Source organism: Streptomyces sp. NPDC048424 (assembly GCF_040651555.1).
In the GTDB taxonomy this organism is placed as follows: domain Bacteria; phylum Actinomycetota; class Actinomycetes; order Streptomycetales; family Streptomycetaceae; genus Streptomyces.
The window spans coordinates 153,763-179,697 of the sequence record NZ_JBEZKE010000008.1 but is presented as its reverse complement, the minus strand read 5'-3'; the positions used below and the strand labels follow the sequence as shown (position 1 = coordinate 179,697).

General features: G+C 70.6%; 12 protein-coding genes. 6 read left to right on the top strand and 6 right to left on the bottom strand.

Annotation, left to right across the window (positions count from 1 at the left end):
* Positions 1-53: 53 nt before the first annotated feature.
* From AB0D29_RS14435 to AB0D29_RS14425, 3 genes are all read right to left on the bottom strand, one after another.
* A complete protein-coding gene (locus AB0D29_RS14435) occupies positions 54-437 on the bottom strand; it encodes a hypothetical protein (protein ID WP_362854244.1) in 384 nt (127 codons plus the stop codon).
* Positions 434-6,880, bottom strand: coding sequence for an RHS repeat-associated core domain-containing protein (locus tag AB0D29_RS14430; protein WP_362854242.1), 6,447 nt, complete (start codon positions 6,878-6,880; stop codon positions 434-436). The genes AB0D29_RS14435 and AB0D29_RS14430 overlap by 4 nt, the downstream gene beginning before the upstream one ends.
* A gap of 189 nt (positions 6,881-7,069) precedes the next feature.
* Positions 7,070-10,153 (bottom strand): LamG-like jellyroll fold domain-containing protein, encoded by a 3,084-nt coding sequence (locus AB0D29_RS14425; protein WP_362854241.1) that lies wholly within the window; start codon positions 10,151-10,153, stop codon positions 7,070-7,072.
* Between AB0D29_RS14425 and AB0D29_RS14420 the strand changes: the two genes are divergently transcribed.
* Entirely contained in the window at positions 10,143-10,484 is a 342-nt protein-coding gene (locus tag AB0D29_RS14420) for a hypothetical protein (RefSeq protein WP_362854240.1), read from the top strand. The two genes, AB0D29_RS14425 and AB0D29_RS14420, sit on opposite strands and share 11 nt — an antisense overlap.
* A gap of 1,137 nt (positions 10,485-11,621) precedes the next feature.
* Here the strand turns inward: AB0D29_RS14420 and AB0D29_RS14415 are convergent.
* Positions 11,622-11,774 (bottom strand): hypothetical protein, encoded by a 153-nt coding sequence (locus tag AB0D29_RS14415; RefSeq protein WP_362854238.1) that lies wholly within the window; start codon positions 11,772-11,774, stop codon positions 11,622-11,624.
* 172 nt (positions 11,775-11,946) lie between these two features.
* Here AB0D29_RS14415 and AB0D29_RS14410 point away from each other — a divergent pair, with 172 nt between their 5' ends.
* Positions 11,947-13,074, top strand: coding sequence for a hypothetical protein (locus tag AB0D29_RS14410; RefSeq protein WP_362854237.1), 1,128 nt, complete (start codon positions 11,947-11,949; stop codon positions 13,072-13,074).
* Between the two features lie 648 nt (positions 13,075-13,722).
* Here the strand turns inward: AB0D29_RS14410 and AB0D29_RS14405 are convergent.
* Together AB0D29_RS14405 and lanKC are read right to left on the bottom strand one after the other, a co-directional pair.
* Positions 13,723-13,938: a DUF6243 family protein gene (locus tag AB0D29_RS14405; RefSeq protein WP_362854235.1), complete on the bottom strand. Its 216-nt coding sequence runs from the start codon at positions 13,936-13,938 to the stop codon at positions 13,723-13,725.
* Between the two features lie 589 nt (positions 13,939-14,527).
* On the bottom strand, positions 14,528-17,140 hold the full coding sequence (gene lanKC, locus AB0D29_RS14400; RefSeq protein ID WP_362854234.1) for a class III lanthionine synthetase LanKC: 2,613 nt from the start codon (positions 17,138-17,140) through the stop codon (positions 14,528-14,530).
* Positions 17,141-17,387: 247 nt separating this feature from the next.
* Between lanKC and AB0D29_RS14395 the strand changes: the two genes are divergently transcribed.
* The 4 genes from AB0D29_RS14395 (at position 17,388) to AB0D29_RS14380 (ending at position 25,925) form a co-directional block, all read left to right on the top strand.
* Positions 17,388-20,495 carry a type 2 lanthipeptide synthetase LanM family protein gene (locus AB0D29_RS14395; RefSeq protein WP_362854233.1) on the top strand — a complete coding sequence of 1,036 codons (3,108 nt, stop codon included), beginning with the start codon at positions 17,388-17,390 and terminating at the stop codon, positions 20,493-20,495.
* A gap of 169 nt (positions 20,496-20,664) precedes the next feature.
* Positions 20,665-20,871, top strand: coding sequence for a hypothetical protein (locus AB0D29_RS14390; RefSeq protein ID WP_362854231.1), 207 nt, complete (start codon positions 20,665-20,667; stop codon positions 20,869-20,871).
* A gap of 120 nt (positions 20,872-20,991) precedes the next feature.
* A complete protein-coding gene (locus AB0D29_RS14385) occupies positions 20,992-23,961 on the top strand; it encodes an AAA family ATPase (RefSeq protein ID WP_362854229.1) in 2,970 nt (989 codons plus the stop codon).
* A 161-nt stretch (positions 23,962-24,122) separates the two neighbouring features.
* Positions 24,123-25,925: a BTAD domain-containing putative transcriptional regulator gene (locus AB0D29_RS14380; RefSeq protein ID WP_362854227.1), complete on the top strand. Its 1,803-nt coding sequence runs from the start codon at positions 24,123-24,125 to the stop codon at positions 25,923-25,925.
* Positions 25,926-25,935 lie beyond the last annotated feature (10 nt).

The window sequence follows — 25,935 nt, the reverse complement described above, 5'->3', positions numbered from 1 at the left end:
AGAGGGGGTGCGAACCACTTCGCACCCCCTCCAACTAGTAGCTGCCAGTCAGTTTAGTCGCCGAACGGCATTCGATCCTCAAACTCTTCTTCGTGGAAGGTTGGGGGAACCCAGTTTCGAGATGCCGCCAGCTCCGCGAGGAGGGGCGGGATCTCCGCGTCATAGCGCTCGACGTAGTGCGGATAGCTGCTGGGCCAGATCCAGACGCCATCCGTCATCAGCTTGAACTCGTCAACGAACTCCCGATCGGGTGAAAGTTCGTCGCGCATGCCCATGCCCCCCACGAGAATCATGTAGGCAGATCTCAGATATCCGAGAATGAGATCCTTGTCCGGGTGCGGCTTGACGATCGACTCGTAAAGCGTCGGCTGCCCCGAATGGCCAAACTCGATGTCTGAATAGAAACCGACTGGGATCAGGCGGGCTCCACTACTCATTTATTTCCTCCAGGCGTGAACAGCCGCCATTCCTGTGACGATCCGTGTTCCGTAAAGCGAGGAACGACACGCCCGCTGGAGTAAATGTACACGAACCCATTGGGGGCCAGGACGTCCACGCCGAGCTTGTTGGCGAGGTTTTGTGCCGCAGTGGCGCCGTCCACCCCAGTATTGCAGGACAGCAGTCGGATCGGACCTCCACCCCACGCCTCATCGTTCTTCACGATGTTTGCCAGGACTCGGTGGCCGAAGTTTTCACCCTTGTCCCAGGAGTCGAGGTTGCGTCCGAAATCGTGGGGCGTTCCATGCACCACAACGTCATGGAAATTCTCAACCGAATCGGTTTTCCTTATCGCGACCTGCTGGAAGGTGTCAGCCTCACCCATCAGGTAGGTACCGCCGCCGACACCCATGACGGTGACGCCACTGCCCGCCGCTTCCCCAGCTATGAGGTCCGCGGCGCCTTCTGCGCAGGCTATGGCTGCTGCGATACAGGCCTCGCCCGCAAGGGCGAGAACCGGGGCTGCCGTGACCGCCAGTCCAATGACTGCCGCGATGCCTATGGCAACCTTTTGCCACATGGCCAGCGGTCCGCGCTCGATGTTGTCCGGGTCTACATACCCCTCTCCCGCTCCCCAGGTCATGTAGCCCTTCGAATTCCTGATCGGCTTTTCGCCCTCCTTCGTGGTGGGTGCCGGCTTGGGGCCCTTGATCAGCGTTTGCGTGATCTTGCTGGCGCTTCCTCCTCCGTAGCTGGTCGTGGTAATCAGGGCGCCACTTGACCCGTCAGCGAACTGAAGCTTGTCCACGCGTGATTGGTTGTACGTCCACCCACCCGGCCCGCCCGTCCAAAACGCGTTGTTCGCCTTGAGGTATGCCTCATCTGCCTGTCCGCCCTCTTGCGTGATGATGGGCTTGAGGCCGGTGGGGTCCGACATGGTGACAGGCGTGTTGTTCGCGTAGGCGTACCCGTTGAGGGACTCGTGGTCCTCGGCATCGAAGACCGGGTCGACCGTGAGGAACCGGCCCACCGTCGGGTCGTACTCGCGTGCACCGACATGAGTGAGGCCGGTCGTCGAGTCCGCGGGCTTTCCGAGGAAACCCTTGTCGTCGGGCCACGAGGACGGGCTGGGGCCGCGGCTCTCGCCGAACGGCTTTGTGAAGCGGCGGGTAACCACCTGCGTCGTCGCGTCGACGGTCAGCGAGGCGGTGCCGTGGTGATCATCGACGAGCCAGCTCAGGCCGGCGTTGGTTCGAACTGCCTTACCGGTGCCCGCCGCGTAGTAGCGCTGACCGGAGAAGGCCTTCTTGACCGGGTCGTAGTGGAGTTCCTGGCCGTAGAGGTACAGGACGTTCTCTGTTCCGCTGCGACGGATGAGCAGTTCGCCATCGGCGTTGTAGAGGTACTGGGTCGTCTTTGCGCCTTCGGTGAGGCTCTCGACCTTCCCTTCGGTATTCCACTTGAGGGTCTGGTCGGCGCCGGCCGGAGACTTGCGGGCCGTGGTGTTGCCCGTCTCGTCGTAGGCGAAGGCATCCGTCTTCGCCCCGGTTACGGCCGTGCGGAGCGTGTGCGGCTGGCCTCCGCCGGCGGCGGTCACGGCGGGATAGGTGTAGGTGGTCTTGGTGTCACCCGCGGCGGCGTGCACCGTTTGGGTGTCGCGAAGCCCGCCTACCTTGTAGGTCCAGCTGTTCCAGTAGGGCGCGGGGCCACCAAGTGCTGCTGCCGAGCGGGTGGTCGAGCAGTCGTTCGACGTGGGCGTCCAAGCCTCGGTCAGTCGGCGGTAGCCGTCGTAGGCGAAGCACTGACTGTCCGCTGTACCGGCCTTGTTCTTGACCGAAAGGACGTTGCCGCTGGCGTCATAGGCGTAGTCGATGTCGCTGGTGTAGCCGGGGTTCGTCTCGTCAAGAGTGTGGATGTTCATGAGGCGGCGTGTGCCGTCCTCGTAGCGGTTGAGGACCTGCATCTGCTTGGCGGTGCTGGAGATGCCCAGAGTGGTCTGCTCGGCCTCTCCGAATGGGGAGTAGCCGACGGACCGGACGTAGTCCGCCATGCCCTCCACGCCCATCGCCAGGCCGAGGCTGTTGTAGGTGTAGGCGACCGTCTCGGCGGGCAGGCCGCCGACCGCCGGGAGGCTGAGGTTGCCGACCGTCCCGTCGACGTTGTAGGCCGTGGACGTGGTGAACGTCTGCGGGGCTCCGGCGACCACCAGTGGGTCAGTGGCCGCCAGGACCGTCCTCACGCCGGTGGCCCGGCCCATCGAGTCGTATCCGGTGACGGAATTGGCGTAGATCTGCCCGGTGGTTCCGCCGACGTAGCGGATGGAGGCGGTGAGCTTGCCCTTGGCCAGAGTGTCGTACGTGTACTTGGTGAGCTGGTGGGCGTTGTCCTTTACGCCGTCCCACGTACCCGTTTTGCGACCGAGCTCGTCGTACTCCTGGATGATCGTCCTGGTGGCGCCGCCCTGGGTGGTGGCAGCGGTCAGGACCTGGTCGTTGTCGTTGTAGGTGGAGGTGACGGTTCCGGAGTCGGGGTCCGTCTTGGAGATCAGCCTCCCTCTGAGGTCGTAGTTGTAAGTCCACTTCGCGCCGTCGGGCCCTGTCATGGCCTGGATCTGACCGCCGCGCGCGTACGTGTACTTCGTGCTGGTGAAGTTGGTGCCGGTCGGCGCAGGACCGGCGTACTCCCGCCGCTCGGTGACGAGGCCGAGAGAGTTGGTGTAGGTGCGTACGCCGCTCCCCCCGGGAGCAGCAGTGACCGCGGTTTCGTCCCCCGAGTAGCTCGTGCTGGTTCGCCACTTCTCCTGTCCGTAGACGGAGAAGATCGCTGCGGTGGGACGACCCGCACCGTCGAACAGGGTCTCCGTGGCAGCGGGGACCGACCCGGAGAGCGTGGATGCGAGGTCGCTGCTCGGCGCGGTGTTGTCGTGGACTTGGCCATTGGCCTTGTAGGCCATGCCTCTGTCGTCGTAGAGCTTCTCCGTGATCACGCGACCGCCGGCGGGCGAGGGGGCTTGCGTCTGCCGGGGCCGCATGGCCGAGTCGAAGAGTTCGTAAGAGGTGTTGTACGTGGCGCCGTCAGCCTTGAGGGTGTCGGTGCGCACCCAGGTCGCCTTGTCCTGCTGCACGCCGTATGCATAGACGGTGGTGGCCCCATCGCCGAGGGCGCGGACGCGGTTCGGCTGCCACACGGCGACGAGGCGGCCGAGTGCGTCGAAGCCCCACTCCGTGACCTTGCCGTTCGCGTCGGTCAGCTTGGTTGCCGAGCCCCACGCCGGGTCGATCTCGGTCGTCGCGGAGTAGTTCTTGGGGTCGGTGACCGTCTTCTTGGTCAGGGGACCGTAGCCGGTGTCGGACGGCGTGTAGGCCGTCGTGATCTGGCGGCCGAGGGCGTCCTTCGCCGTGATGGGCCGTCCGAGCTGGTCGTAGGTGGACGTCGAGACGTTCTGGTAGACGGGCTGGCCTGCCGTGTACCCGCTGAGCCGGTAGGCCGAGGTCGCGTCGCCCTTGGTCGGGGCAACTCCCACGGCCTGGCCGTCGTAGCCGGTGGTCAGGTCCGAGATGGCGTCCTCGGGGAGTTTGAGAGCACCAAGGCCGCCGCAGCCCACGGCGTAGGTCTCGATCCGCGAGGCGAAGTTGACCAGCCAGGCTGCGGTGTTGCGGACGTAGGTCTTGACGGAGCAGGTCTCATCGCCCGACTTGGCGAGGTCTCCGCTCTCGTCGACCTTGGTCGGCATTCCGTACGTCGTGTCGTACGTGGTCGTGGTCGACTTCTTGAGGGTGCCGCCCGTGACTGCCGTGCGCGAGGTCGTCGTGCCGGCCTTGACGAGCCATGCCTCGGTAGTTCCCCACGCGTACTTGTGGGATGCCGTGCGGTGGGACCAAGGGTCGTTGACCGCCGCGCTGATCTCGGTCTGGCCGTCGTAGGTGATCGTCTCGCGAATGAAACCGGCGTACTGGCGCGAGTCGTCGACGGCCGTGCCGGTGGAGTCGGTGACCTTCTCCGCTCGTGGGGTGCCGTCGAGTTCCTTTTCTCCGTCGAGGCCGCGCATGTAGAGGGTGAAGTTCTTGCCCTTGGGGCCGGTCTCGTCACCCGTGGTCGTCGTCACCTTGGAGTAGCCGCGCCACTGTGACCAGGTACGGTACTGCTCCTTGGTCATGCCGTCGTCGTCCGCGTACGCCCAGCCGGCGCCGCCGGCGTAGTCGTAGTAGGTCTCCTGGGTGTCGCCTCCCCCGGTGGGGTCTTCCTGGAAGACCGAGGTGACGACGTACTTGTGGAACCAGTCGAGTTCTGGGGTACCGCCGGCTTGCGACCAGTAGACGGGGAAGCAGCGCAGGGTGTTCTTGTCGGGTGATGCGGGCATCTTGGTGCCGCTGATGCACTCCGGATCGGAGTAGTTGACCGTGACGAGCGAGCCGCTCTCCGACTTCACCTGTCTGACGCGCCACTTGTAGTAGCGGAGGGTGTTGTCACCGCCTTCCACGTGGTTCGGCATCTGGTCGCCGTAGAAGACGACCGGTGGCATGGCGACATCCGTCCCCCCTGCCTTGCCCGTGGACCGGATCGACTTCAGCCAGAGGCTGGGCGCCGAGGCGTCTCCGGAGGCCGGGAAGGAGTGGTCCAGGTGCCAGTTGTCCACCTGCCGGTTGGTGGTGCCGGTGCCGGTCCAGACGTACGTGTTGACGTCGGTGAGCCGGTAGCGGGTGAAGAAGGAGGGACCGATCAGACCCGTGCAGGCCTTTCCGGTGTCGCAGATCATGTCGAACGGGACGTCCGGCCAGTCCTTCTTGGTGTCCACGGTCAGCGAGGTGCAGCCGCCGGCCACGACGCACCGCTGCGCGTAGATGAAGGTGACCTTCTGCGCGGCGGGCTTGGTGAAGAGCTGGTCGGCGCGCTGGCCGTAGTCGATGCGCTTGAGGTACCCGCCGCGGGTGTAGGAGGTACCGGGTGATGCGACGCCCGATTTGGCGTAGTTGTTCTGCGTCTTGCCGTACCAGTAGGTCATGGCGTTGTTGTGCGGGTCGACGACGTAGTCGAGGTTCCACTTCCATGCCTGGTTGCAGAAGGAGGCGTCGAAGCTGGCGCCGTGGCACGGTTCACCCGCATCGTCACCGAAGACCGGGACGGTCCAGGTCGAATCGGTGACTTCGTCGTCGGCCGCGGTGCCGTGATCGCTCCAGCCGGCGAGCTTGTGCTGGCCGAAGTAGTACTGGAGACCGTCGGTCGTGGTGATGCGCCAGTACTCGCCGTTGTTGTCACCGTTGGGGGCGCCCGTGAGGTGCTCGACCCTGGTGGCATCGTCGTTCTTGAGGCGCCACGTCCCGCCGGTCGCCTCGGACTGTGAGGCCGTCGCGCAGGCGGCCTCGGTGGTGCAGTCGTTGACGAGTTCGGCGGCCTTGCCGTTCAGGACGAGGGCGGCGTTGGCGTACTTCCAGCACAGGTCGCCCTTGCCGGTCTGCCCGTCTTCCCTGCACGAGCCGTACTTGCGCTCGATGTACGACTCGGTGATCGAGAAGCCTTCGCCGACGACGGAGGTCTGGTTGTTCTCGGCCGAAGTGCGGCCGTCGACGCTGCCCGAGTTGTAGCCGATGGAGAGCTGGGGAGCCGGTCCTGCCGTGGCGGGCGGTACCCGCATCGGGTAGTTCCAGTTGAAGTCGCCGGTGGATCCGCCGGCTTCCCACGTCGCGGACGGCCCCAGGGGGGTCGCGCCGTAGTCGCCCGCCGAGGAGGATGATCCGGCCTCCGCAGCCAGGAGCATCGGGCCCGCGGCCAGGCTCTGGGCCTGTACGTCTGCCGTCAGCGTCTTCGCCGTGGTGTTGTTGTCGCCGGCGATGGGCCTTCGTGCACGGCACTCCGTGCGCTCGGGGTTCGTGAGTGCGCAGGCGGGAAGCTGCACCAGGCGCAGGCGGGCACCGTAGTCGCCGCCGTACATGGAACCGAAGGTGGAGTAGTCCAGGGAGAACTGCACGGTCTCGCCCGACGGTGCTTGCGCAGCCGTCAGGCCCAGCAGAACGCCTGCCACGCCGACGCGCTCCGTGGCCTTCCGGTCATGGACCTCCACCCGGACGCTGTTCGCGTCGGAGGTGACCGTACGAGGGTCCTTCCGCTCCGCGGCGCTGATGCCGGATCCGGCCTTCGCGGGCTGCCGGCCGTCGCGCAGGGCGACGACGAGGTCGCCCGTCGCTCTCTGGGTCCTCTTCCCGGGGGCCGCGCTGAGCGTGACCGCGCCGGCGCTGGGCCAGTGCGCGGTGGCGACGGCCTCCTTTGCGCGTTCGGCGGCGGGGCCGACCTGGTCGGTGGGCGCCTTGGTGTCCCGCTTCTTGAACGGCACCACCTTGTCGATCTTCGGTTTCGTGGGTTCGGGGAACTTGTTCCCGTTGCCGGCGGCCGTAGCTCCGAGGCCGGAGCCCAGCAAGGGTGGCAGGAGCGCAAGTGAGACGGTCACTGCGCCGCGAGCGAGCCAGCGGCCGAGGGTGCTGTGCACCCTCGTTCCGCGTGCGACAGGTTTCACGGTGGATCTTCCTGTTGTGAGTTGGGCAGGACAAAGCGGACCCGGTGGTTTCCGGGCCGTGCGTGGGGAAGGTGTGGGTGTGGCCCGGCCGAAACGGCCGGGCCACACCAGCTGGACTGGGGCCTACTGCTCGCCCGCGTACAGGTCACCGATGGTCGAAGCCGACATGGCGCCCGTCCAGACGCGGACGTCCGCGATGTGTCCGGGGAAGTACCGCTTCAGCACGCTGTCGGACATGCCACGGCCCACCTCGAAGTTGCCGGCCGCCTGCCACGGGGTCGTGTGAGAGATGCCCGTGGATCCACCGGACTGGGCGGTGTTCACGTAGAGGAACATCCCTCCGCGGGTGACGGCGTCGCCGTCACCGGTGCTCCTCGCCTGCTGGGCGTCGTAGACGACGGTCAGGCGAACCCACCGGTCCTTGTCGGCGACGTCGGACTGGGTCACGGTCGCGTAAACGGGGTCGTTCACGTCGCTGGTGGGACGGGCGAACTTCCACTTGCCGGCACTGGAACCAGCGGCCTGCTCGTAGCGGAGCGACCAGGAGGAATTCGCCGTTCCGGACTGTCCCATCACGCGGACGTTGTAGCTCTTCGTCGTGTCCTTGAACTTCTCGCCGTCCAGTCGGACCCAGGCCGTGGCGGTGAAGGACCCGGTCTCGTCGACCAGCGGGCCGGTGACGCTGGCGTACGAGCTGGTTCCGTCCAGAGCCATCACCTGCCGCGTGGGAAGCCCCAGGTCCGGGTTCCCGACGGTGTCGGGGTCGATTCCGAGCGTGGCGCCGTAGAGCGTCATCGGCCGGCCGTAGCCGGACTTGTCCGCAACCGTGGTGCCGCCGGCCGTGGCCGTGGTCGCGTTCCAGTCTCCCGCCTTGGCCGCGATCGGATCACCCACCCTGCCGTCGCTCGCGTCCTCGTCCTCGAGGCTTGCTTCCTGGGCGATCTCGGATGCCGTCAGTTCCCTGGACCAGGTCTTGACCTCGTCGATCGAACCGGGGAAGTAGTCGACGTACGTGCCGCGCCAAAGGGCCCTGCCCACTTGGAGGGGACCGTTGGCCTTCCAGACGGACGGTACGGCGGTTGCTTCCTGCATCCGGCCGTTGACGTAGAGGCGCATCTGCTGGCCGGCAGAGTCGTATACGGCCGTCAGATGCGTCCAGACACCCGGGGTCGCGGGCTGCTTGCCCGCGGCCCTGTGGTACGTGACGGCCTCGGTGGTGTCCGCCTTCGGGATGCGGAACGACCAGACGTTGGCCGTGGCCTCGTAGGAGAGGTAGAAGCCGCTGCCCGCCGTGCCGTCGACCCCGAGGAGGGTCTTGACTCCGGTTGTCCCGGGATTCAGGCGGACCCATGCCGAGACCGAGTAGGACTTCGTGTTGTCGAACGGGGACGCCGCGGAGGCGGCGTAGCCGGTGGTGCCGTTCGTGGCCAGCGCGCCCGACCCGGCCCGGGACTGCGGCGTGACGGATGCCGAGCCTGCGAGAGTCAGGGGACGCTTCGTCTGGCCGGAGTTGGTGTCGGCGCCGGAGCCGTTGAAGGACCAGACACCGGCGGGAGCTTCACCGCCCTTGACCTTGAAGCTGTAGTACCCCGTCAGGGAACTGTGGCCGGCGGCGTCGTAGCCCCACACCTGGATCGTGTTCTCCCCGGGCTGGTCCGGAGAGATGCTCACCGTCGTCGCCGTACCCACGGGTACGGCGATCGGGCTGCTCTGTGCGCCGCTGTTGAGACGCCACTTGTACGAGACGACATCGGACTGGATCCCGGCCAGCGTCGCGTTGGTGTCGACCGGGGTGAAGGTGAACTTCCCCGGTACGCCGACTCCGCCCGCGGCAGGGTCTGTGGTGGCCGGCTTGTAGATGCCGTCCGCGCTGGCCACCGTGGGCGCCGGTGGACTGTCGGTGTCGATGCGGAAGTAGCACCAGGTGGACCAGTCCGAATAGAGGACCCCGGTCTCTCCCCGGTCCGTCGCGTAGTGGGCCTTGGTGACGAACCGTGCCGCATAGTCGGTCTGGGGAGCCAGGGCCGGGGCGGTGAAGTCCCGTAGGGCATCGTCCGCCACCCAGGCGTTGTCGGGCGACGAGGCGCCCCAGACCATCTGGGATCCGTCGGCCTTCCATACCTCCACCGCGGCTTGGAGCTGCGCCTGCGAGCCGTCGGGGGACTGGACGCCGGCGAGGAACCGCGGGGTCGTGGTGCTGGTGACGAAAGGCGCGGTCGAGGTGTTGCACGCCCGCCCCGTGGTGCCGCTCTGGACTCCGACGGGGTCCGGCACGCCGGGCTTGGAGATGTAGGTGACGGACAGCTTCGCGTCACTGCGGAACCGGGCCCACGAAGCGGCGTCGGACTCGTCCTCAGCACGGAGCTCAAGGGTGAGGTTCGGGCGCTGCGTGTCCACGGACCACTGGACGGTGGGCGTCAGGTTCTCGTCCGACTCGTCCGGGTTGTCGTTGAACCGGAGCCAGTCTGCAGGCTGGGACGGGCTGCACAGCGTGCCCCTGCCCATGGCGGACCAGCGGTCGCTCATCAGGTCGGCATAGTTGGGCTTCGAGCCCCACGACGTCGAGCTCGAGATGTCCTGGTCGACCCGCACCAGCCAGTAGTTGTGCTGCGAGCAGGTGAAGGTCCAGGTCTGGTACGCCTCGAAGGTCGCGTCCAGGATCTTCTTGCCGTACAGCGAAGTCATCGGGTACTCGAAGTACATGCGCTGCGTGTATGCGGAGTTCGAGCAGAGGTAGCCGCCGTAGTTGGAACAGCGGCCGACGCCCTTGTCTCCGGTGAACTCCCAGAACCGGTCGCCGTCGGAAGACAGTGCGGTCCAGTCGGCCGCGGTGAGACCGCTCACCGGGGGGTCGATGTACACGGGGAACGCGGTTTCCGGGCTGCGCAGCAGGCCGAGGTCGGGCTTCAGCTCAAGGTTGGCGCCGTTGATCGCGACCGATACGTCGGCGGTCTTGTCGCCCTGGTCCGGAGCTCTGGCGGGGTCCTGAGGGGCCTCGCCGTCGTTGGGCTTCGGCGTTTCGGAAGCAGCGGCCGAGCGGGTGGCAAGGACGCTGAACGCCGAGGCCTTCTTCTCCTGTTGTTCGCCGGTGGAGTCCCACATCTTGCCCGCTGGGCTGTCGAAGACCGTCGCGCCGTTGGCGTCGACGAAGCGTAGCCCGCCGTCCCGCCCGGGGAGCGTTTTGAGGTTTGCGGTCTTGACCGCCATGGTCAATTTGTCGAGCTTCGGATGCTTCGCCGCAGCGGCGGTCTTGACCACGAGGACCTGTGTGAAACCGCCGGCTGTCGCAGCGAGTTTCAGGTCGACATCGGGCAGCACATTGGCGTATGTCGCTGTACTGCCGGAAAGCGTGGGCTTTGGCAGGGCTTCGGGCCAGGAAAGCGATACCTTCCTGTCCCCCTTCGTGAGCGTGACCGTGTCATTGCCTGCGCCGCCACCCGAAAACTGCACGCGGGTCGCGGTCGATTTGGCTTTTACCCTGCCGTCGGCGCCCGCGACGAGGGTGGTGTCGATCGGAGCCCACGACCCGTCGTCCTGACGGGCGCGCACAGGGGCGGCGCTCGATTCGAGCGTGAACGTGCCGTCAGGGTTGGCGAACAGCTGGGATGTCTCGGTGCGGCTCGCTACCACCTCGGTCCGTACGCCGGACCGGACGGCCTGCTTCCCCGCTGCGCCTTCGGCCAAAGACCCGGCGGCGCTCTCGGTACTGGTTACTGGCTGGGCCCATGCGGGCCCCGCCAGGCTCGGCGCCACAGTCGCCGCCACAGCTATGGAAATGAGGACGCACGCCCTATTTCGCGCACGCCAAAACGAACCCCTCAAGCCCCACCCCTTGCTTACAAGATCTTTACTATCCGGCCAAATATCAGGTTCTGCTTTGCGTCCGTCAAGAGTGACAAGAGTCACGGGAGAATCATTGTCGCCATAAGGGGCGTCCGGCTCCAAGGTGGCGAAATCTGGTTAACCGCATCTATTTGTCAGTCGCTTCTGACGTTCGTCCCCACGGATCTGACATCGCCCGATTAACGGTCCCCCTGTGCCCTCATCGGCGCTCCGTGATCTCTCTGGAATTTCGTCAGGCGCTTGATCGCCCATCAATCCATGCAATGTGGAATGGAGTTGGCGTGATGCGCGAGCAAACGAAGGGTCTGTGGGGCCAGAGCTTGTACTCCAACGGCGTCGAGAACGCTCGCGCCGAGGTGGCCGACGGCGGGCGACGGAGCCCGGCCTCCGCCTGTGCGCTCGCTGGGCGGGTGAGACGCCAGCATCGCAACACGAGCTGTCCGACAGGCTCGTGGCAGCTGCTGCTGGGCTTCACCTCGAAGTCGCATTGGCCGCGGTTCGTGAACTCTGGCTTCCTGCGGTGTTCCCGCATGTGCCCAGGCAGCCGGGCTGGAACAAGCGGCTTCGGGCCGCATTGCCGCTGGTCAAGAAGGCAATACGGCTGCTGGGCGTCGTTACTGACTACTGGTTCGAAGCCAATGGATCGTTCTCGCCGCCGGCGGCCTCCTGGTTGTCGACACAGTCCGGCGCTGACGTACTACGGCCACCCGGTGAGCGCCCACCCCAACCCGAAGGCCCCGGGAACCACATGGTTCCCGGGGCCCTCGGCATATCCGGCGGAGTCTCCACCGCGCACGACGCCTGCGGCAGGCGCAGCGCTCCGTCGGAAGGGTCAGGCATGCATGACGGCGACCGAAGCGAGCGCACCAGCCGCCCAGCAGAGCAGCACACTCTGACCCCTGGTGAGGCCGTTGTCGTCGGCCCACCGCTTCGCGAGGGCCCGCACGATCACACCGGTCACCACCGCAACCTGATTCCTGGACATGATCAAGTCCTTTCAAGGGGAGTGAGAGACACCCGTGTTGGCGTCGTGCACTCACAGAAGCAGGGCAAAGTCGCAGGTGACAACGAGGAAAGGGGCGTTTGCAAGTTAGAGCGGCCCGGGCCGGGAGTACTCGGCTCGTCCTGCCGCCCACGGCGCCTCTACGCTGCCCCGCATGGCAGATGAACCCCGTGCCCTGCAGCGCGACGCCCTCCTTCGCGCGGCAGCGCTCGCAGGCTTCAGCACGATGACCGAGAGGCGGCTGGAGGACTTCCGTCAAGACGGCCTCATGCCGCGCCCCGTACGCGTCGGCAACGATGGGCGCCGGCCCGTTTGGATCTACCCCCTTGGCAGCGACAGGCAACTCGTCCAACTCCTGGGCTGGCGCGAGCACACGCAGAACGTGGACGTGCTGCGCGTCGTGCTCTGGATCGAGGGCTTCCCCCTCGCCTTGGACGCTGTCCGTGCATCGGCGACCGCCGTGCTGACCGGGCTGCTGCACGAGGTGGAACAGGACCTTCAGGCTGAGGCATCTCGCCAGGGCCTCGACCCGGTTGCCGAACGGGACGCGGTGGTGAGCGCCGTCGCCACGGCCATGGCTGCGAAGCGCGGCAAGAACGCCCTGCCCCGCCCGATCCGCGTCCCGGCCGGCGAACGGGCAACAGCGGTCGCACATCTGCTGCAGATCTTCGCCCTCGGCAAGCAGCCGGACGTGACAGAGGCGGAAGCGGAGACGATCGAGAAGGTCCTCGGCGTTTCCCCGGGCAGACGACAGCGCGTGGAAGGCGCCGCCCCCTGGCTGACCGGTCCGGCGAGCGCCCTCGTCGGCGCCGCCGACTTCGTCTCCCTGCCGAGAATGGCTGAAGCGCTTGCCGACGCCACCGATACCGAATGGGAGGAAGCCCGCTCCGCAGCCGCAGCCCTCTTCCTCCAGCTCCCCGTTCTTACACGTGCCATCGCCGCCATGACCGGCAAGGAGAACTTCGCAGGTATGGGCGGGCACACCGCTTTCGACAGCGAGCCGATCATGGCCGTATTGCTGGTCGCCTTCGCCCTGGGAGCACGCCGGGCCGACTGGTCCCGCAATGTCGAGGGCCTGAGTGACGCGCTGGCGCCATGGCCCGCCTTGGTCGGCGAGATGAAGCAGGTGCTCGACATGCCGCAGCACGAACTCGACCACAATCTCGCTGGCCATGGGCCCGAGATGCGGGACCGCGCCCAGAGGATCATCGAGGCTCTCCTGGACGACGAACTGCAGGGCCGGGCTCGGTGTGATGACCGCCGCCAGCGAGGTCCTGTTTGACTGCAAGCCCGGCGCCAGCGGACTGAGCACCTTTGACGTGCAGCCGGGCAAACTCTCAGAGGTCGAGGCGAAGACGGAAGTGCGGACGGATCTGCTGTACGACCTGGCCGCGGGGCCGGTCGCCGGACAGGCACGGGGGCGACGGCGCGCCAGGAGACGTGAAGCCCTGGCAATTCCGTGTTCTCCACTCAGCTGAGTGGGACCGGCGGCCGAGGAGGCGAGGGGCCGGGCCTTCAGCCGCGAGGAGCATCTGCTTGGCGCGCTCGCCGGCGTGCCGGTCCGAGGACGGTGGATCCGAGGCGGTCCTTGGCGAGGCGCGTCACGAGGTACTGCTCGCAGGTCTGGGCGAGAGGGTAGAGGTGAGCCGCAGTGCTCAACGTGAGCTGCTGGCCATCCTGACAGGCGCTCGGCTTGATACGTTCCTCGAGGGCCGCCTGCTCACAGCCGTACGCCCGCTCGACGGTCCCCGACCGAACCGGGACCGGACCGGCGCAGAGCTGCTGGAGCAGTCCTGAGGCCCGTGTCTTGCACGTCGGCCGGCAGGCCAGCCACAGGATTTTGATCTTGGCGGCTGGCCTGCTGCGACGGGGAGCCTGCCGAGCGCAGAAGATCCAGAGGCTGTACGCCCGGCCGTGCGGCGGGGGTGTGTCAGCTCTGGGTGGTGTCGTCGCTCGTCTGCCCGGCGGCCTCGGCCGCGCGGGCCTTCTCGCGCATCTTGCGCACCAGATCGGCCTTCTGGTCGGCTGCGTTGCGGCGGTCGAGGTTGCGGTGCGGGCCGTTGTTCTGCCGTTCGGCGCGGGACAGCTTCTTGCGCTGGCCACCGCCCTGGCCCACGGGGTTGTTGATGTTCTTGCTGTCGGTCACGGGTTCTCCCGGTGGTGATGTGAACTGATCTACGGAGTCATCGGTGGGGGACGGGCGGCGACGTCGAGGGACGTCAGCAGGGGCCCATCACGCCCTCACTCGTAAATCGGCCTCTGGAAGAACATGACAAAGACGGTACCCGCTTCCGGCGGCCCCGCGCGCCAAACGATTCGCCGTCCGGCGGCGAGCCGGGCCTTCGGCCGGCGTCCGGGGCAGGCCCAGGTGGGCGTCACTGGGCCGCTGTGGGTGTGGTCAGACCTCGTCCCTGCCCTGGTGGAGCAGGGGATCGGGAGGGTCCGGTGAACGCGCCGGGCCGGGACCGGGGCAGGGCCACCGGTCCCGGCCCTTCCGGGGACCGGCTCGTTACATCGGCTCGGGGAAGATGTCCATCATGCTCCAGGCGACGCTGAAGCAGGGCGGGAAGGCGTTGGTCTCCGGCTCGGTGTCCAGTGCCTGGAGCGCGAGGATCTGGTTCATGGGTGCTCTCCGCATTCTTCTCGTGGTGGTGTCGGTCGGGAACTGCATACCTGGGCACGGAGTACTCGCCGCCGTGCCCAGGTGTTCATGGGACGCCCGCCCGCCCGGTGCGTCAGCCGGCTGCCGGGACCGGGGGGCGAGCGTGGTCGGGCTCCGTCAGGAGCGGGCCGGCCAGCAGGCGGTGCAGGGCCAGCAGGACACCGGCCCCGCCACTGGACACGTCGGCGGTGAACCGCTGCGAACCCGCTCCGAGGAAGCGGACACCGCGCCGGTACGGGACGGCGTACTTCAGCAGGCCGGTCGCGGCGCGCACGGCGTCCTCGCGGGCGGCGTCCGTGCCGGTGAGCTCGGCGTGCTCGGTCAGGAACCAGCTCAGTCCGGCCAGCCCCCGGTACAGGCCCGCCTCCTTCGTGGCGCAGGAGACCCGGATGCCCGCGACCAGCCTCGGCAGCGCCGCGGCGCAGCGCTCGTCCGGCGCGGTGGCCACGTAGCGGCTGACTACCGCCGCGACACCGGCCGCGCCCGTGGCCAGGTACGGCATGGCGCGGGTGAGCTGTGCGTTGTCGGAGACGGACAGGGCACCGTCGTCCAGCGGAAAGGTCCGGTCCAGTTCCTGGTGGAGCAGCAGGCGGCCCGCCTCCAGCCAGCGGGCCTCGCCGGTGTCGCGGGCCAGGCGGTGGAGGAAGAGGGCGAGCCCGGAGCGGCCGTGCAGCAGGCCGCGGGCGTCGTGCTCGCCGAGGGTGGCCGGCAGGTCGGGGGTGCGCAGCAGGTCCTGCCCTGCCGCGGCGGCCCGTTCCAGGTGGCTGCTGTCCCGTGTCAGCCGGTGCAGGGCGAGCCAGCCCAGGCCGACCCCGGCCCGCCCGCCGGCCAGTGTGCTGCAAGAGGCGGTCAGCGGGTGGCCGTCGGCGTCCCGCAGCAGGTCGACGGCCTCGTCCAGCCGGCCGAGGCCGGCCAGCACCCGGGCGATGCCGGCCGAGCCGACGAGCAGCCCGGGGGGCAGCGCGCCGCGCAGCGCCAGCGTGTCGCGCCGCAGCCGTTCGCGGATCTCCTCCGGCACCGCGGCCCCGGCGCGGTGCAGGGCGTGCACCACCCCCGCCGTGCCGTAGGCCAGGCACACGTTGTTGGTCCGGAACGCCTCGGGCGAGGGCGGGAAGGCCCACTCCGGCCGGTCGGCGTCAGCCATCTCCAGCAGCCCCGCGGTCACCTCCGCGGCCAGCCGGGTGAGGCAGCCGCGCGGATCGGAGTCCAGCTCGGCGGGGGAGGGCGGGCGGTCGGGACCGCCTTGGTCCTGCGCCTGGTCCCGCGCCCGGTGGTCCTCCGTCAGGTGGAAGGCGGTCGCCCGCTGCCACAGGTCCTGCGGCGGAGCCACGTCCGCCAGGTCGCGGCGCAGCAGTGCGAGGTGGGCGGGCGCGTGCTCGGCGATCTCCTGGAACGGCGCCAGGAAGGCGAACGCGACCGCAGACATGCCGTACCGGTCCTGCAGCAGCGGATCGGTGTCGGCCCGGAGCAGGCCGGGCGGCGGCGTGAACCCCGGGGTGCCCATCCCGGAGGGTGCCGCGGCCAGCGCCGAGGCCGCCTCGAAGTCCACCAGCCGGACCCCGCCCGACGGCGTGACCAGGACATTGCCCAGGCTGAGGTCACCGAAGCGGTAGCCGGCGGCGTGCAGCCGCTCGAGCGAGGCGTCCAGCTCGGCCAGCAGGCGCCGGCCCGCCTCGTAGTACGCGGCGACGGACTCGGCCGTGCGGTCGGCGCGGGCCAGCGGGGAGGACCGGCTCAGCCAGCCCACCAGCGGCTGACCCGCGACGTACTCGGTGACGAGGAAGTCGTGCTCCCACTCCGTGAAGTGGTCCAGCGGCTCCGGGCCCACCCCGGGCGCGGCCGCGTGCAGCTCGCGCAGCACGCGGTACTCGTGCCGCAGCCGCTGCTGCGCGTCGGTCCCGTCGAAGACCAGGCCGTTGTGGGCGCGGGCCTCCTTGACGAAGACGGTGCGCCCGGTCCGCCGGTCCCGGGCCTGGTAGGCGCCGCCGGCGTTGCTCAGGCGCACCGCGCGGGTCACCTCGTAGTCGCGGATCAGGATCGGGCCCGCGTGCGGCTGCTCCTCCTGCTCGACGAAGGGGTCCGCGATCCCCTCGGGCAGGTGGAAGACGGGCAGCCGCTGGTCCACGACCTCACGGCCGGAGCCGTCACGGACCAGCCCCTCCCGGGTGCCGTCGGCCCGCAGCCGGCTGCGGCCGCCGAAGGAGCCGTAGCGGTAGTGGACCGTCCGCGAGTCGCGAAAGCGCCGGTCGGTCAGGACGTACGGCCCCTCCTCCCCGTCGAGCGCGTCGCGCAGGCGTTCCAGCAGCCGGCGGGCCGTCGCGTCGTCCGGCGGGTAGACGGCGCAGAACTTGCCCGCCTGGGCGCGCCCGGCGTGCTTGTGATGGAGGAACAGGAAGAAGAGCCGGGCGCTCAGGTGTTTGAACGGCACGCCTTCGGAGAAGCAGATCCCGGCGACCGTGTCGAGCACGTGCTGCGCCCGGTCCAGCCGCGCCGACACGTGGATCTTCCAGCCCTGCTCGGCGAGCCCGGTCCGCGGAGCGCCCCAGGCCGTCCAGATGCCCTGGGCGACGCCGCGCAGGCCCGGCGGCACCTCGCCGGGAGCGAAGCGCGGCCCGGGGTCGGCCACGCTGGACAGCGGCAGGAAGTACTCCCGGTCCGCGAGCGCTTCGCCGAAGCCTTCGAGCACGGGATCTCCTCGCGGGGTGGTGAGGGGCGGCCACAGCGGTCGCAACGGTCGTGCCGGACGCTAGGGCGGGGAGGTATGGATTCGGTTCGGCGGCGGCATGCGACCGGTATCCCACCGATGGGGGCGCCCGGCCGGGGCTTGAGGCCGGGTGGAGAAACATGGGGGACTCTTCCCCATGCGGGGGAGGCACCCCCCGTACCAGGATCGTGCGTGGCACGGAGCGGTGGGTCGGGGGCGGGGAGCAGCGATGGTGGCGGGGCAGGGGCGGGCCGGGGTTTCGCTGTCGGCGGTCGAGCGGTGGTGGGGTGCCGGGCTCGTCGGCGGTGGTGGGGGTGAGGGCGCTGAAGGCGGTGAAGGGCGGCCGGACTGGGCGGCGTTCGCCGAAGAGGCGTCGGCCGTCGCGCCCGAGGAGGCCGTGGCGCCCGAGGGGCACCATCCGGGGCTGAGCGGTTTCGAGTGGGTGCTGCGGCCGTTCACCGTCTGCGCGGGGGAGCGGCTGGAGCGGAGCCTGTCGGGGCGGGCGCGCGGCCTCGTGGACATGACCGCCGTACGGGACGACCTGGAGAGGCACCTCAGCGGCCGGCTGGCACGGTCAGCGGCGCGGACGCTGGTGCTGGAGCTGTACGAGGCGCGGAGCGCCGGGCGGCTCGACGGGGACGACACGCGGGCCCGGTTCAGGGACTTCCTGGGGCGGATCGCGTCCCGGCGCGGTCTGGCGGCCCTGCTGGCGGGTCGGCCGGTGCTGGCGCGGATCCTGGGGCGGGCCGCCCTCGACGCGGCGGACGCCGTCGCGGAGGTGCTGGAGCGACTGGCGGACGACCACGCCCGGCTGACCGCCGGTCTCCTGGAGGAGTCCGGCGGAGACCCGGGGCTGCTCGTGGGCGTCGAGCCGGGCGCCGGCGACGGGCACCGGGGCGGACGGACCGTGATGCTGCTGCGCTTCGCCGACGGGACCCGGCTGGTGTACAAGCCCAGGCCGCTCTCCGTGCACCACCACTTCAACGACCTCGTCGCCTGGTTCAACGGACTGCCCGACTCCGTGGATCTTCGTACGCTGCGGCTGCTCGACCGGGGCGACTACGGGTGGGTGGAGTTCGTCGCCGCCGGGCCCTGTGCCTCTGCCGCGGAGGTCGAGACGTTCTACCGCCGCCAGGGCGCGCTGCTGGCGCTGCTGCACCTGATCGACGGGACCGACCTGCACCACGAGAACCTGATCGCCGCCGGCGCCCACCCGGTGCTGGTCGACGTGGAGACCCTGTTCCACCCGCCGCTGGCGGGCACCGACACGGAGGACCCCGCCGCCCGCGCACTCCACGACTCGGTGTACCGGGTCGGCTTGCTGCCCCAACTGCTGGTGGGCGACCACAGTGCCCTGGACGTGTCCGCGGTCGGCGGCGGCCGCGAGGCGGTGTCGCCCGTCGTCCGGGCGGACTGGGCCGATGCCGGCACCGACCGGATGCGCCTGGTGCGCAGGGCCGGGAGGTTCGGCGAGTCCGCCAACCGGCCACGTCTTGCGGAGGGCGGGCCCATCGAGCCGGCGGCCCACATCGAGGCGCTCTGCGCCGGATTCCGCGCCGGATACACGGCGATCGGCGCGGCCAGAGAGGAACTGTTGCGCGATACGGCCCTGTTGAAGGCGTTCGCCGAGGACGAAGTGCGGGTGGTGGTACGTCCCACCTGGGTGTACAGCACGCTGCTCGACGAGTCGACGCACCCCGATCTGCTGAAGGACGCGGGCGAGCGGCAGCGGGTTCTGGAGACCCTGCGCACCGACGTGCTCGGGACGGTCCCCGCGCCCGACCTGGTGGACGAGGAGATCGCCCAGCTCTGGGCCGGGGACGTACCGGTGTTCACCGCCCGTCCGGGCCAAGACCGCCTGTGGGGCGGGCCGGAGCGGCCACTGGCCGGCCGCACGGACCTGTCCGGGATCGACCGAGTCGCCGCGAGGCTCGCCGCCCTGGACACGGTCGACCGCCAGGACCAGGAGTGGATCGTACGGGCCGCGATGGCGACGGCCTCCCGCGCCCCCGTGCACCGGCCCGTCGAGGACCGGCGCACCCGTACGGCGGAGCGCGCCCCGGAGCCGGAGCGGCTGCTGTCGGCAGCCCGGTCCGTCGGGGACCGGCTGGTCTCCCTCGCGTACCGCGAAGGACCGCGCAGCAACTGGATCGGCCTGGAGCTCCTGGACGACCGCTACTGGCGGATCGGCCCGATGCCGGCCGACCTGGCCGGCGGGTACACCGGGCCGGCGCTGTTCCTGGCCCAACTGGCGGCGCTCACCGGGGCCGGACACTACGCGGAGGTGGCCCGTACGGCCCTGGCGCCGGTGCCCGGGCTGCTCGACGCGCTGCGCGCCCGGCCTGCGGACCTCTGCGCGGTGGGATCGGGGGCCTTCTCGGGCCTCGGAGGCATCGCGTACGCGCTCGCCGAGACGGCCCGGCTGCTGGACGATCCGGAGGTCGGCTCATGGGCGTTCGCCATGCTGCGGCTGGCGGGCGCGGCGGCTCGGTCCGAGGGGGAGTACGGGGTGGGCGCGGGCGTCGCGGGAGGGCTCGCCGCACTGCTGGCCGCCCACCGGGCCGGTGCCGGTGCCGGTGCCGGTTCCGGGGCCGAGCGGCAGGAGACCTGGCGGGACGCGCAGGCCTGCGCCGACCGGTTGGCGGCGGTGGATCCCGCGGCCGGGGGGCGGGGCTTCGCGACGGGGGCCGCCGGGCTGGGATGGGCCCTGCTGCGGTTCGCCGAGGCCAAAGCCGAGGCCGAGGCCGAAGCCGAGGCCGCCGCGGGATCCGGGGGCGGGCCGGCCGACGGCAGCGAGCGGTACCGGCTCGCGGGCCTGTCCGCGCTGCGGGCCGCCGTGGGCGGGGAGCCGGACGCAGGCCCGGGTCCGGGGGGCCGCGGGGGAGCCTCCGTGGGCTCACCGGCCGACGGGCCCGCGTACGAGGCCCGGGACTCGGCCTGGTGTGGGGGGCGCGCCGGCATCGCGCTCGCGGTGCTGGACGCGCCGGGCGCCCTGGACGACCCGCACCTCGCGGCCTGGTCCCGCAGGACCGTCGAAGGGCTGGGCCGGGACCGGCCGGCCGCCGACGACAGCCTGTGCCACGGCGAGGCCGGATTGTGCGAACTCCTGGGCCACAGCGCGGTCCCGGAGGTACGCCCGCACTGGATCCGCCGGGCCGGAGCACTCCTCGCGTCCGTCGAGGAGACCGGTGCCCGCAGCGGCGCCCCGGACGGGGTTCCGCATCCCGGCCTGCTGACCGGGCTGGCGGGGATCGGGCACGGACTCCTCCGGGCCGGGTTCCCGGAGCGCGTGCCGTCGCTGCTCCTCCTGCACACGTCCGGCCAGGGACTGAACTGATCCGGAAGACGGGCCCCGCCGCCCGCCGCCCGCCCGCCGCCCCCCCGCCATCACGTACGCCGCCGTCTGCGGTGTTCCCCCACGGAGCACCCCGACCGCACGACGGGACACACCGCACCACCGCACACCTCAGCACGACCACCACACCTGCGGATACGAAGGACGGACGATGACCATGCAGATCAACGACTCGGTGAGGTACGTCGACGGCGGCGCCGGCGCGGAGGCCGCGGCCCACGACCACCCGCTGGGCGAGGTGATGTTAGCGGCGAGCGGGATGCTGGGACTGCGCAGCCGACTGCTCAGGACGGCGGACTCCGACACCGCCGCCTCCGTGGACGCGCCCTGGACCACCGGCTCCCTCACGCTGTTCTGAGGCGAGGACGGGTACGCCGCCCGGTGACGTGGCCGGTATGACACCTTGACGGATCGAGCGGGGGCCGGGGGCTTCCCAGGCCCCCTGCCGCGCGTGAAAAAGATCAAGTAGCCTGCGCCCATGCGAGCGACGTCGTCGGTCATCGTGGGGCGGGACGCCGAGATCCGACTGCTGGACGAGGCCCTGGAGAGCGTCGGGAAGGGCGCCGGACGGGCGGTGTTCCTCGTCGGGGAGGCGGGGATCGGCAAGTCCCGGCTGGCCGGCGAGTCAGCCCTCCGTGCGTACGACCGGGACATGCCGGTGCTGCGCGGCCGCGCCACGTCCACCGGGCTCGTCGTGCCCTTCCGACCACTGGTCGAGGCGCTGTCCTCGCGGTTCCGGGCGGCGGGTGCTCCGGACGACCCGGAACTCCAGCCCTACCGACCCGCGTTGGCCGGCCTCGTGCCGGAGTGGCGGGCCGGCACGGTGGCCCCCGGATACGCGATCTCGCTGGTCGAACTGGCCGAGGCGCTGCTCAGGCTGCTGGCGGTGCTCGGCCGCGAGCGGGGCTGCGTGATCCTGCTGGAGGACCTGCACGACTCCGACACCGAGACGATCGCGGTCGTCGAATACGTCGTCGACAACGTGGCGGAGCTGCCGGTCCTCCTGGTCGGCACGCTCCGGCCCGACCCCGGCCCGGCGCTGGACCTCGCGCTCGCCGCCGAACTGCGCAACACCGCCTCGGTCAGGGAGCTGGGGCCGCTGGACGAGGCCGCCGTACGGGACATGGCGGCCGCGTGTCTGGACGTCGGACCGGGTGAGGTGCCCCCGGCCGCGCACCGGCACCTCTGGCAGTGGGCGTGCGGGAACCCGTACCTGGTGGAGGTGCTTCTGGCCGACCTCCTGGACACGGGACGGCTGAGCAGGGCCGACGGCGGGTGGCAGCTCGCGGAACACGGCGAGGCGACGGTACCGACGGGCGCGGTCCGCAGCTGGGCGCGCCGGCTGGACCGGCTCGACGAACCGGTGCGCGAATTGCTGCTCGTCGCGGCGACGCTCGGCGGCCGGTTCTCCGTCGGGGCCCTCAGGGCGGTGACCGGACTCGACGACCGGGCGCTGTTCGCCCACCTGCGGTCGGCCTCCGAGGTGGGGATCATCGCCCCGGACGGAGCCGCCCACGACCACTACACGTTCCGTCACGTCCTGACGGCGGACGCGCTCAGGGCCTCGCTGCCGCCCGCCGAACAGGCCGCGCTGGCCCGGCGCGCGGCCTCGGCCATCGAGGAGTCCGCCGGCGAACTCTCCGGTGATCAGCGCCAGTTGATGGCCACCCTGAGGCTGGCCGCCGGCGACAAGGTGGCGGCGTCCCGGCAGTTCGCCCAGGTCGGTCGGCAGATGTTGGACGCCGGTGCGTCGGGCTCGGCCGCCGTACTGCTGGAGCGCGCCCGGGGGCTCGCGGCCGACGAGGAGCGGGACGAGGTCACGGTGCAGCTGGCGATCGCCCAGGCGGAGTCCGGGCGGCTCGACGAGGCGGCCGCGCTGCTCGACGACCTTCCGCCGGCGCCCGCCGGGTCGCGTGCCGCGGAGGAACGGGCCCAGGCGCACACGCAGGTCGCATGGGTCGCGACCATGGCCGAGCAGCAGGAGGAGGCGCGCCGCCGGATCCGGGCGGCCCGCGCCCTGCTCGGGATCGCCCCGCGCCCGGAACAGGAGGCGGCGCTCGCGGTGGTCGAGGGCCACCTCGCGCTGCTGCCGGAGCGGGACGGTGGGGGCGAGGGGCGCGGCCCGGTGGACCGGGGCGGCGAGGACGGCCGTGAGCGGCTGGAAGAGGAGGAACGTTCCGCCCGGTGGGCCGCGCTCACCGCGGAGCAACGCGGCCGGCCCGTGGTGGCCTGCCAGGCATGGCAGTTGCTGGCCATGCTGTCCCGGGAGCGCGGTTTCGACGAGGCCGACGCCTGCCTGGAACGGATGCTGGCGGTCGCCGAGGAGCACCGGCTCGCGGTGTACCGGGCCGAGGCACTGGTGCGGCTCGGCACCAACGCGTTCATGCGGACCGGCGAGGCGACCCGTCTGGAGACCGCCCGCACGGCGGCGCACGAACTCGGTTCGCTGGCCCTGCTCCAGTCCGTCGACGGGTTGCTCGCCATGCAGAGCGTGCTGGGCGGGCGGTGGGACCGGGCCCGGGGCATCGTCGAGCGGTCGGTGGAGGCCAGCGCCCGCCTCCAGAACCTGTCGACGCACCGCTATCTGCTCCTCGTCGACGCCACGCTCGCCGCCCACCAGGGTCGGGCCCGCGAGCAGGAACGAGCCCTGGTCCGGTTCCGCCGGGCGGGCGGCGAGGAGTCCATGCTCGTTCCTCTGCAGCGCGGACTGTGCCAGGCCGTGGGCGCGTTGATGGGGGAGGACCGGGAACGGGCGAAGGCCGAGCTCGACGCGGCGCTGGCGTGGGAGCGGGAGCACCCGAGCTTCTTCTACCTCAGCGGCCGGTACGGGCTCGGCCCTTTGCTACGGATCCTCGACGGCGAGGACGCCGGCCGGGAGGCGTATCAGGAGGCGCTGGCCTCGCCGGGCGGGCAGCTGGCCTGGAACCGGATGTTCCTCGGCATGGCGGACGCCGTGTTACGCGGCCGGGACGGCGACCCGGAAGGTGCGCGGCGCGCCGTGGAGCAGGCCGGCCGTGCGGCGACGGTGTTCCCGCAGGCGTGGCACCTCGCCCTGCGGCTGACCGCCGAGGCGGCGCTCGCCGATTCCTGGGGTGAGCCGGTCGCCTGGCTGCGGACCGCTGAGGAGTACTTCCACGAGGCGGGCGTACTGCCGGTGGCCGGGGCCTGCCGCGCCGCCCTGCGGCAGGCGGGAGCCGGCGCCCCGCAGCGCCGCGGCGGCCGGGAGCGGATCCCCGCGGGCCTGCGCACCGCGGGCGTCACGCCGCGCGAGTACGAGGTGTTCGTGCTGCTCGCGGAGCGGCCCGGCAACCAGCAGATCGCCCAGAGCCTGTGCATCTCGCCCCGAACGGTGGAGAAGCACATGGCGAGTCTGATGAGCAAGACCGGCTCCGCGGACCGCTCGGCCCTGTGCGCCTTGTCGGCGGCGTCTGCGGACACCCCGACTTAGCGCAGGATGGGGGTCGCTCCCGTCTCTATGGGGGTCCGGTCCCCCATGACACGGTCACCGGCGGCGCGACTCTGCGTACTCGGCACCGATGTGTGACGGGTACGGACCGTAGATCATCGAGTGGACCGACCAACTCCCGCCACTCCACGGAGGTTCGCTCGATGCCGCGTCCGTTCGCGCAGCCCGCAGGGCCATCCGGCACGCTCAGGTTCTCCGTCCTCGGCCCGCTCGCGGTCCATCGGGACGGCAGGGCGCTGCCGCTCGGTCCGTTGAAGCAGCGGGTCGTGCTGGCAACCCTGCTCGGTTCCGCCAACAGCCCGGTCTCCGTCGACGCGTTGACCGACGCGGTCTGGCAGGAGGAGCCGCCGCGCACCGCCCGCAAGAACCTCCAGGTGTACGTGAGTGCCTTGCGCGCGCTGCTCGCGGATGACGACCGGGACCGGCCGCGGCTCACCCACACGGGCGGCGGATACGTGCTGCGCGTGGCGGAGGACGAGCTCGACCTCCTGCGGTTCCGCTCCCTGGTGCGGGCCGCTGAGGGGCAGGGCCCCCGCCCCGCCGCCCGACTGCTGCGCCAGGCCCTCGACTTGTGGCAGGGGCCGCCGCTGGGCGACGACCTGCGGCAGTCGCCCCGGCTGGCCGAGGAGGCCGAGCGGCTGGAGGTGCGCCATCTGACGGCCTACGAGAGCTGGGCGGAGGCAGAGCTGGAGCTGGGCGGCGCGCCGGCGGTGGTCGAGGGGCTGCGTGACCTGATGGAGCGGCACCCGCTCCGGGAGCGGCTCCGGTCCGCCTGGATGTGGGCGCTGAGCGGGTCCGGCCGGCAGGCCGAGGCGCTTGCGGCGTACGACGACTACCGGCAGCTCCTCGCCCGGGAACTGGGCCTGGAGCCGGGTGGCGCCATGGCGGCCCGCTACCGGATGATCCTTACGGGTGACGCCCGTACCCGAGCGGGCACCGCCGCCCGGCCGCCGGTCGCCCTGCCGCCCGACCTCGTCGACTTCACCGGACACGGCGAGGAACTGCGGCACCTCATCGACCTCTTGGAGGACGACGGGGCCGGCCGCATCGTGCTGCTGTCGGGCCCGGCCGGCGCCGGGAAGACCACGCTGGCCGTGCGGGCCGCCCACCTGCTCGGCGACCGGTTCGCCGACGGGCGGCTCTGCGTCTGCCTGCGTGACGCGGACGGCCGTACCCGCCCGCTGTCGGCGGTGCTCGCGGAGCTCGGCGAACGGACCGGCCAGATGGGGCTGTCCCGGCCCGAGGCGTGGCGGGAGTGGCTGGCGGAGCACCGCGTCCTGGTGATCCTGGACGACGTGCCCGACGAAAGCGCCGTACGACCGCTGCTCCCGTCCGGCGGCCGGGGCAGGGTGCTGCTCACCGCACGCGGTCAGCTGGGCGGTCTGGCGCCCGTGCACCGGCTCTCCGTCCCGCCGCTCGGCACCGCCGATTCGGTCCAACTGCTCGCGAGGCTCGTCGGCCAGGGCCGGGTGCGGGCCGACCGGGAGGCCGCACTGCGCCTCGTGCGGGCCTGCGGCGGGTCGCCGCTGGCGGTCCGGGTGAGCGGGATGCGGCTCGCGGTGCTCCGCCACGTGCCCCTGCGGGAGTTCGCGGACCGGCTCGCCGACCCCGCGGGCGCGCTGGACGAACTGACCTCCGGGGACGTGTCCGTCCGCCGGTGGCTGGCCCACGGCTGGGAGGCGCTGCCGGAGGAGCGGGGCCGCGACGCGGGACGGCTGGCCGCGGGCACCGGGGCGGGTCCCTTCGGCCTGACCGAGGCGGCCGAGGCCCTCGGTTGCGACGAGCGGCACGCCGTACGGGTGGTGGAGGCGCTGATCGACGCCGGAATGGTGACTTCGCCCTGCGGGGAGGTCGTCGCGCACGCGGCGCAGTACGAACTGCCGCACCTGATACGGCTGTACGCGCGCGGTTCGGGGCTCGGGACCCCCGTGCCGACCTCCGGCTGAGCGGTGCCCC

What these genes read in the sequence shown, in the direction of transcription:
- AB0D29_RS14435 (WP_362854244.1), bottom strand. Translation starts at nt 437, where the DNA reads ATGAGTAGTGGAGCCCGCCTGATCCCAGTCGGTTTCTATTCAGACATC.
- AB0D29_RS14425 (WP_362854241.1), bottom strand. Translation starts at nt 10,153, where the DNA reads ATGGCGGTCAAGACCGCAAACCTCAAAACGCTCCCCGGGCGGGACGGC.
- AB0D29_RS14415 (WP_362854238.1), bottom strand. Translation starts at nt 11,774, where the DNA reads ATGTCCAGGAATCAGGTTGCGGTGGTGACCGGTGTGATCGTGCGGGCC.
- AB0D29_RS14410 (WP_362854237.1), top strand. Translation starts at nt 11,947, where the DNA reads ATGGCAGATGAACCCCGTGCCCTGCAGCGCGACGCCCTCCTTCGCGCG.
- AB0D29_RS14395 (WP_362854233.1), top strand. Translation starts at nt 17,388, where the DNA reads ATGGTGGCGGGGCAGGGGCGGGCCGGGGTTTCGCTGTCGGCGGTCGAG.
- AB0D29_RS14390 (WP_362854231.1), top strand. Translation starts at nt 20,665, where the DNA reads ATGACCATGCAGATCAACGACTCGGTGAGGTACGTCGACGGCGGCGCC.
- AB0D29_RS14385 (WP_362854229.1), top strand. Translation starts at nt 20,992, where the DNA reads ATGCGAGCGACGTCGTCGGTCATCGTGGGGCGGGACGCCGAGATCCGA.
- AB0D29_RS14380 (WP_362854227.1), top strand. Translation starts at nt 24,123, where the DNA reads ATGCCGCGTCCGTTCGCGCAGCCCGCAGGGCCATCCGGCACGCTCAGG.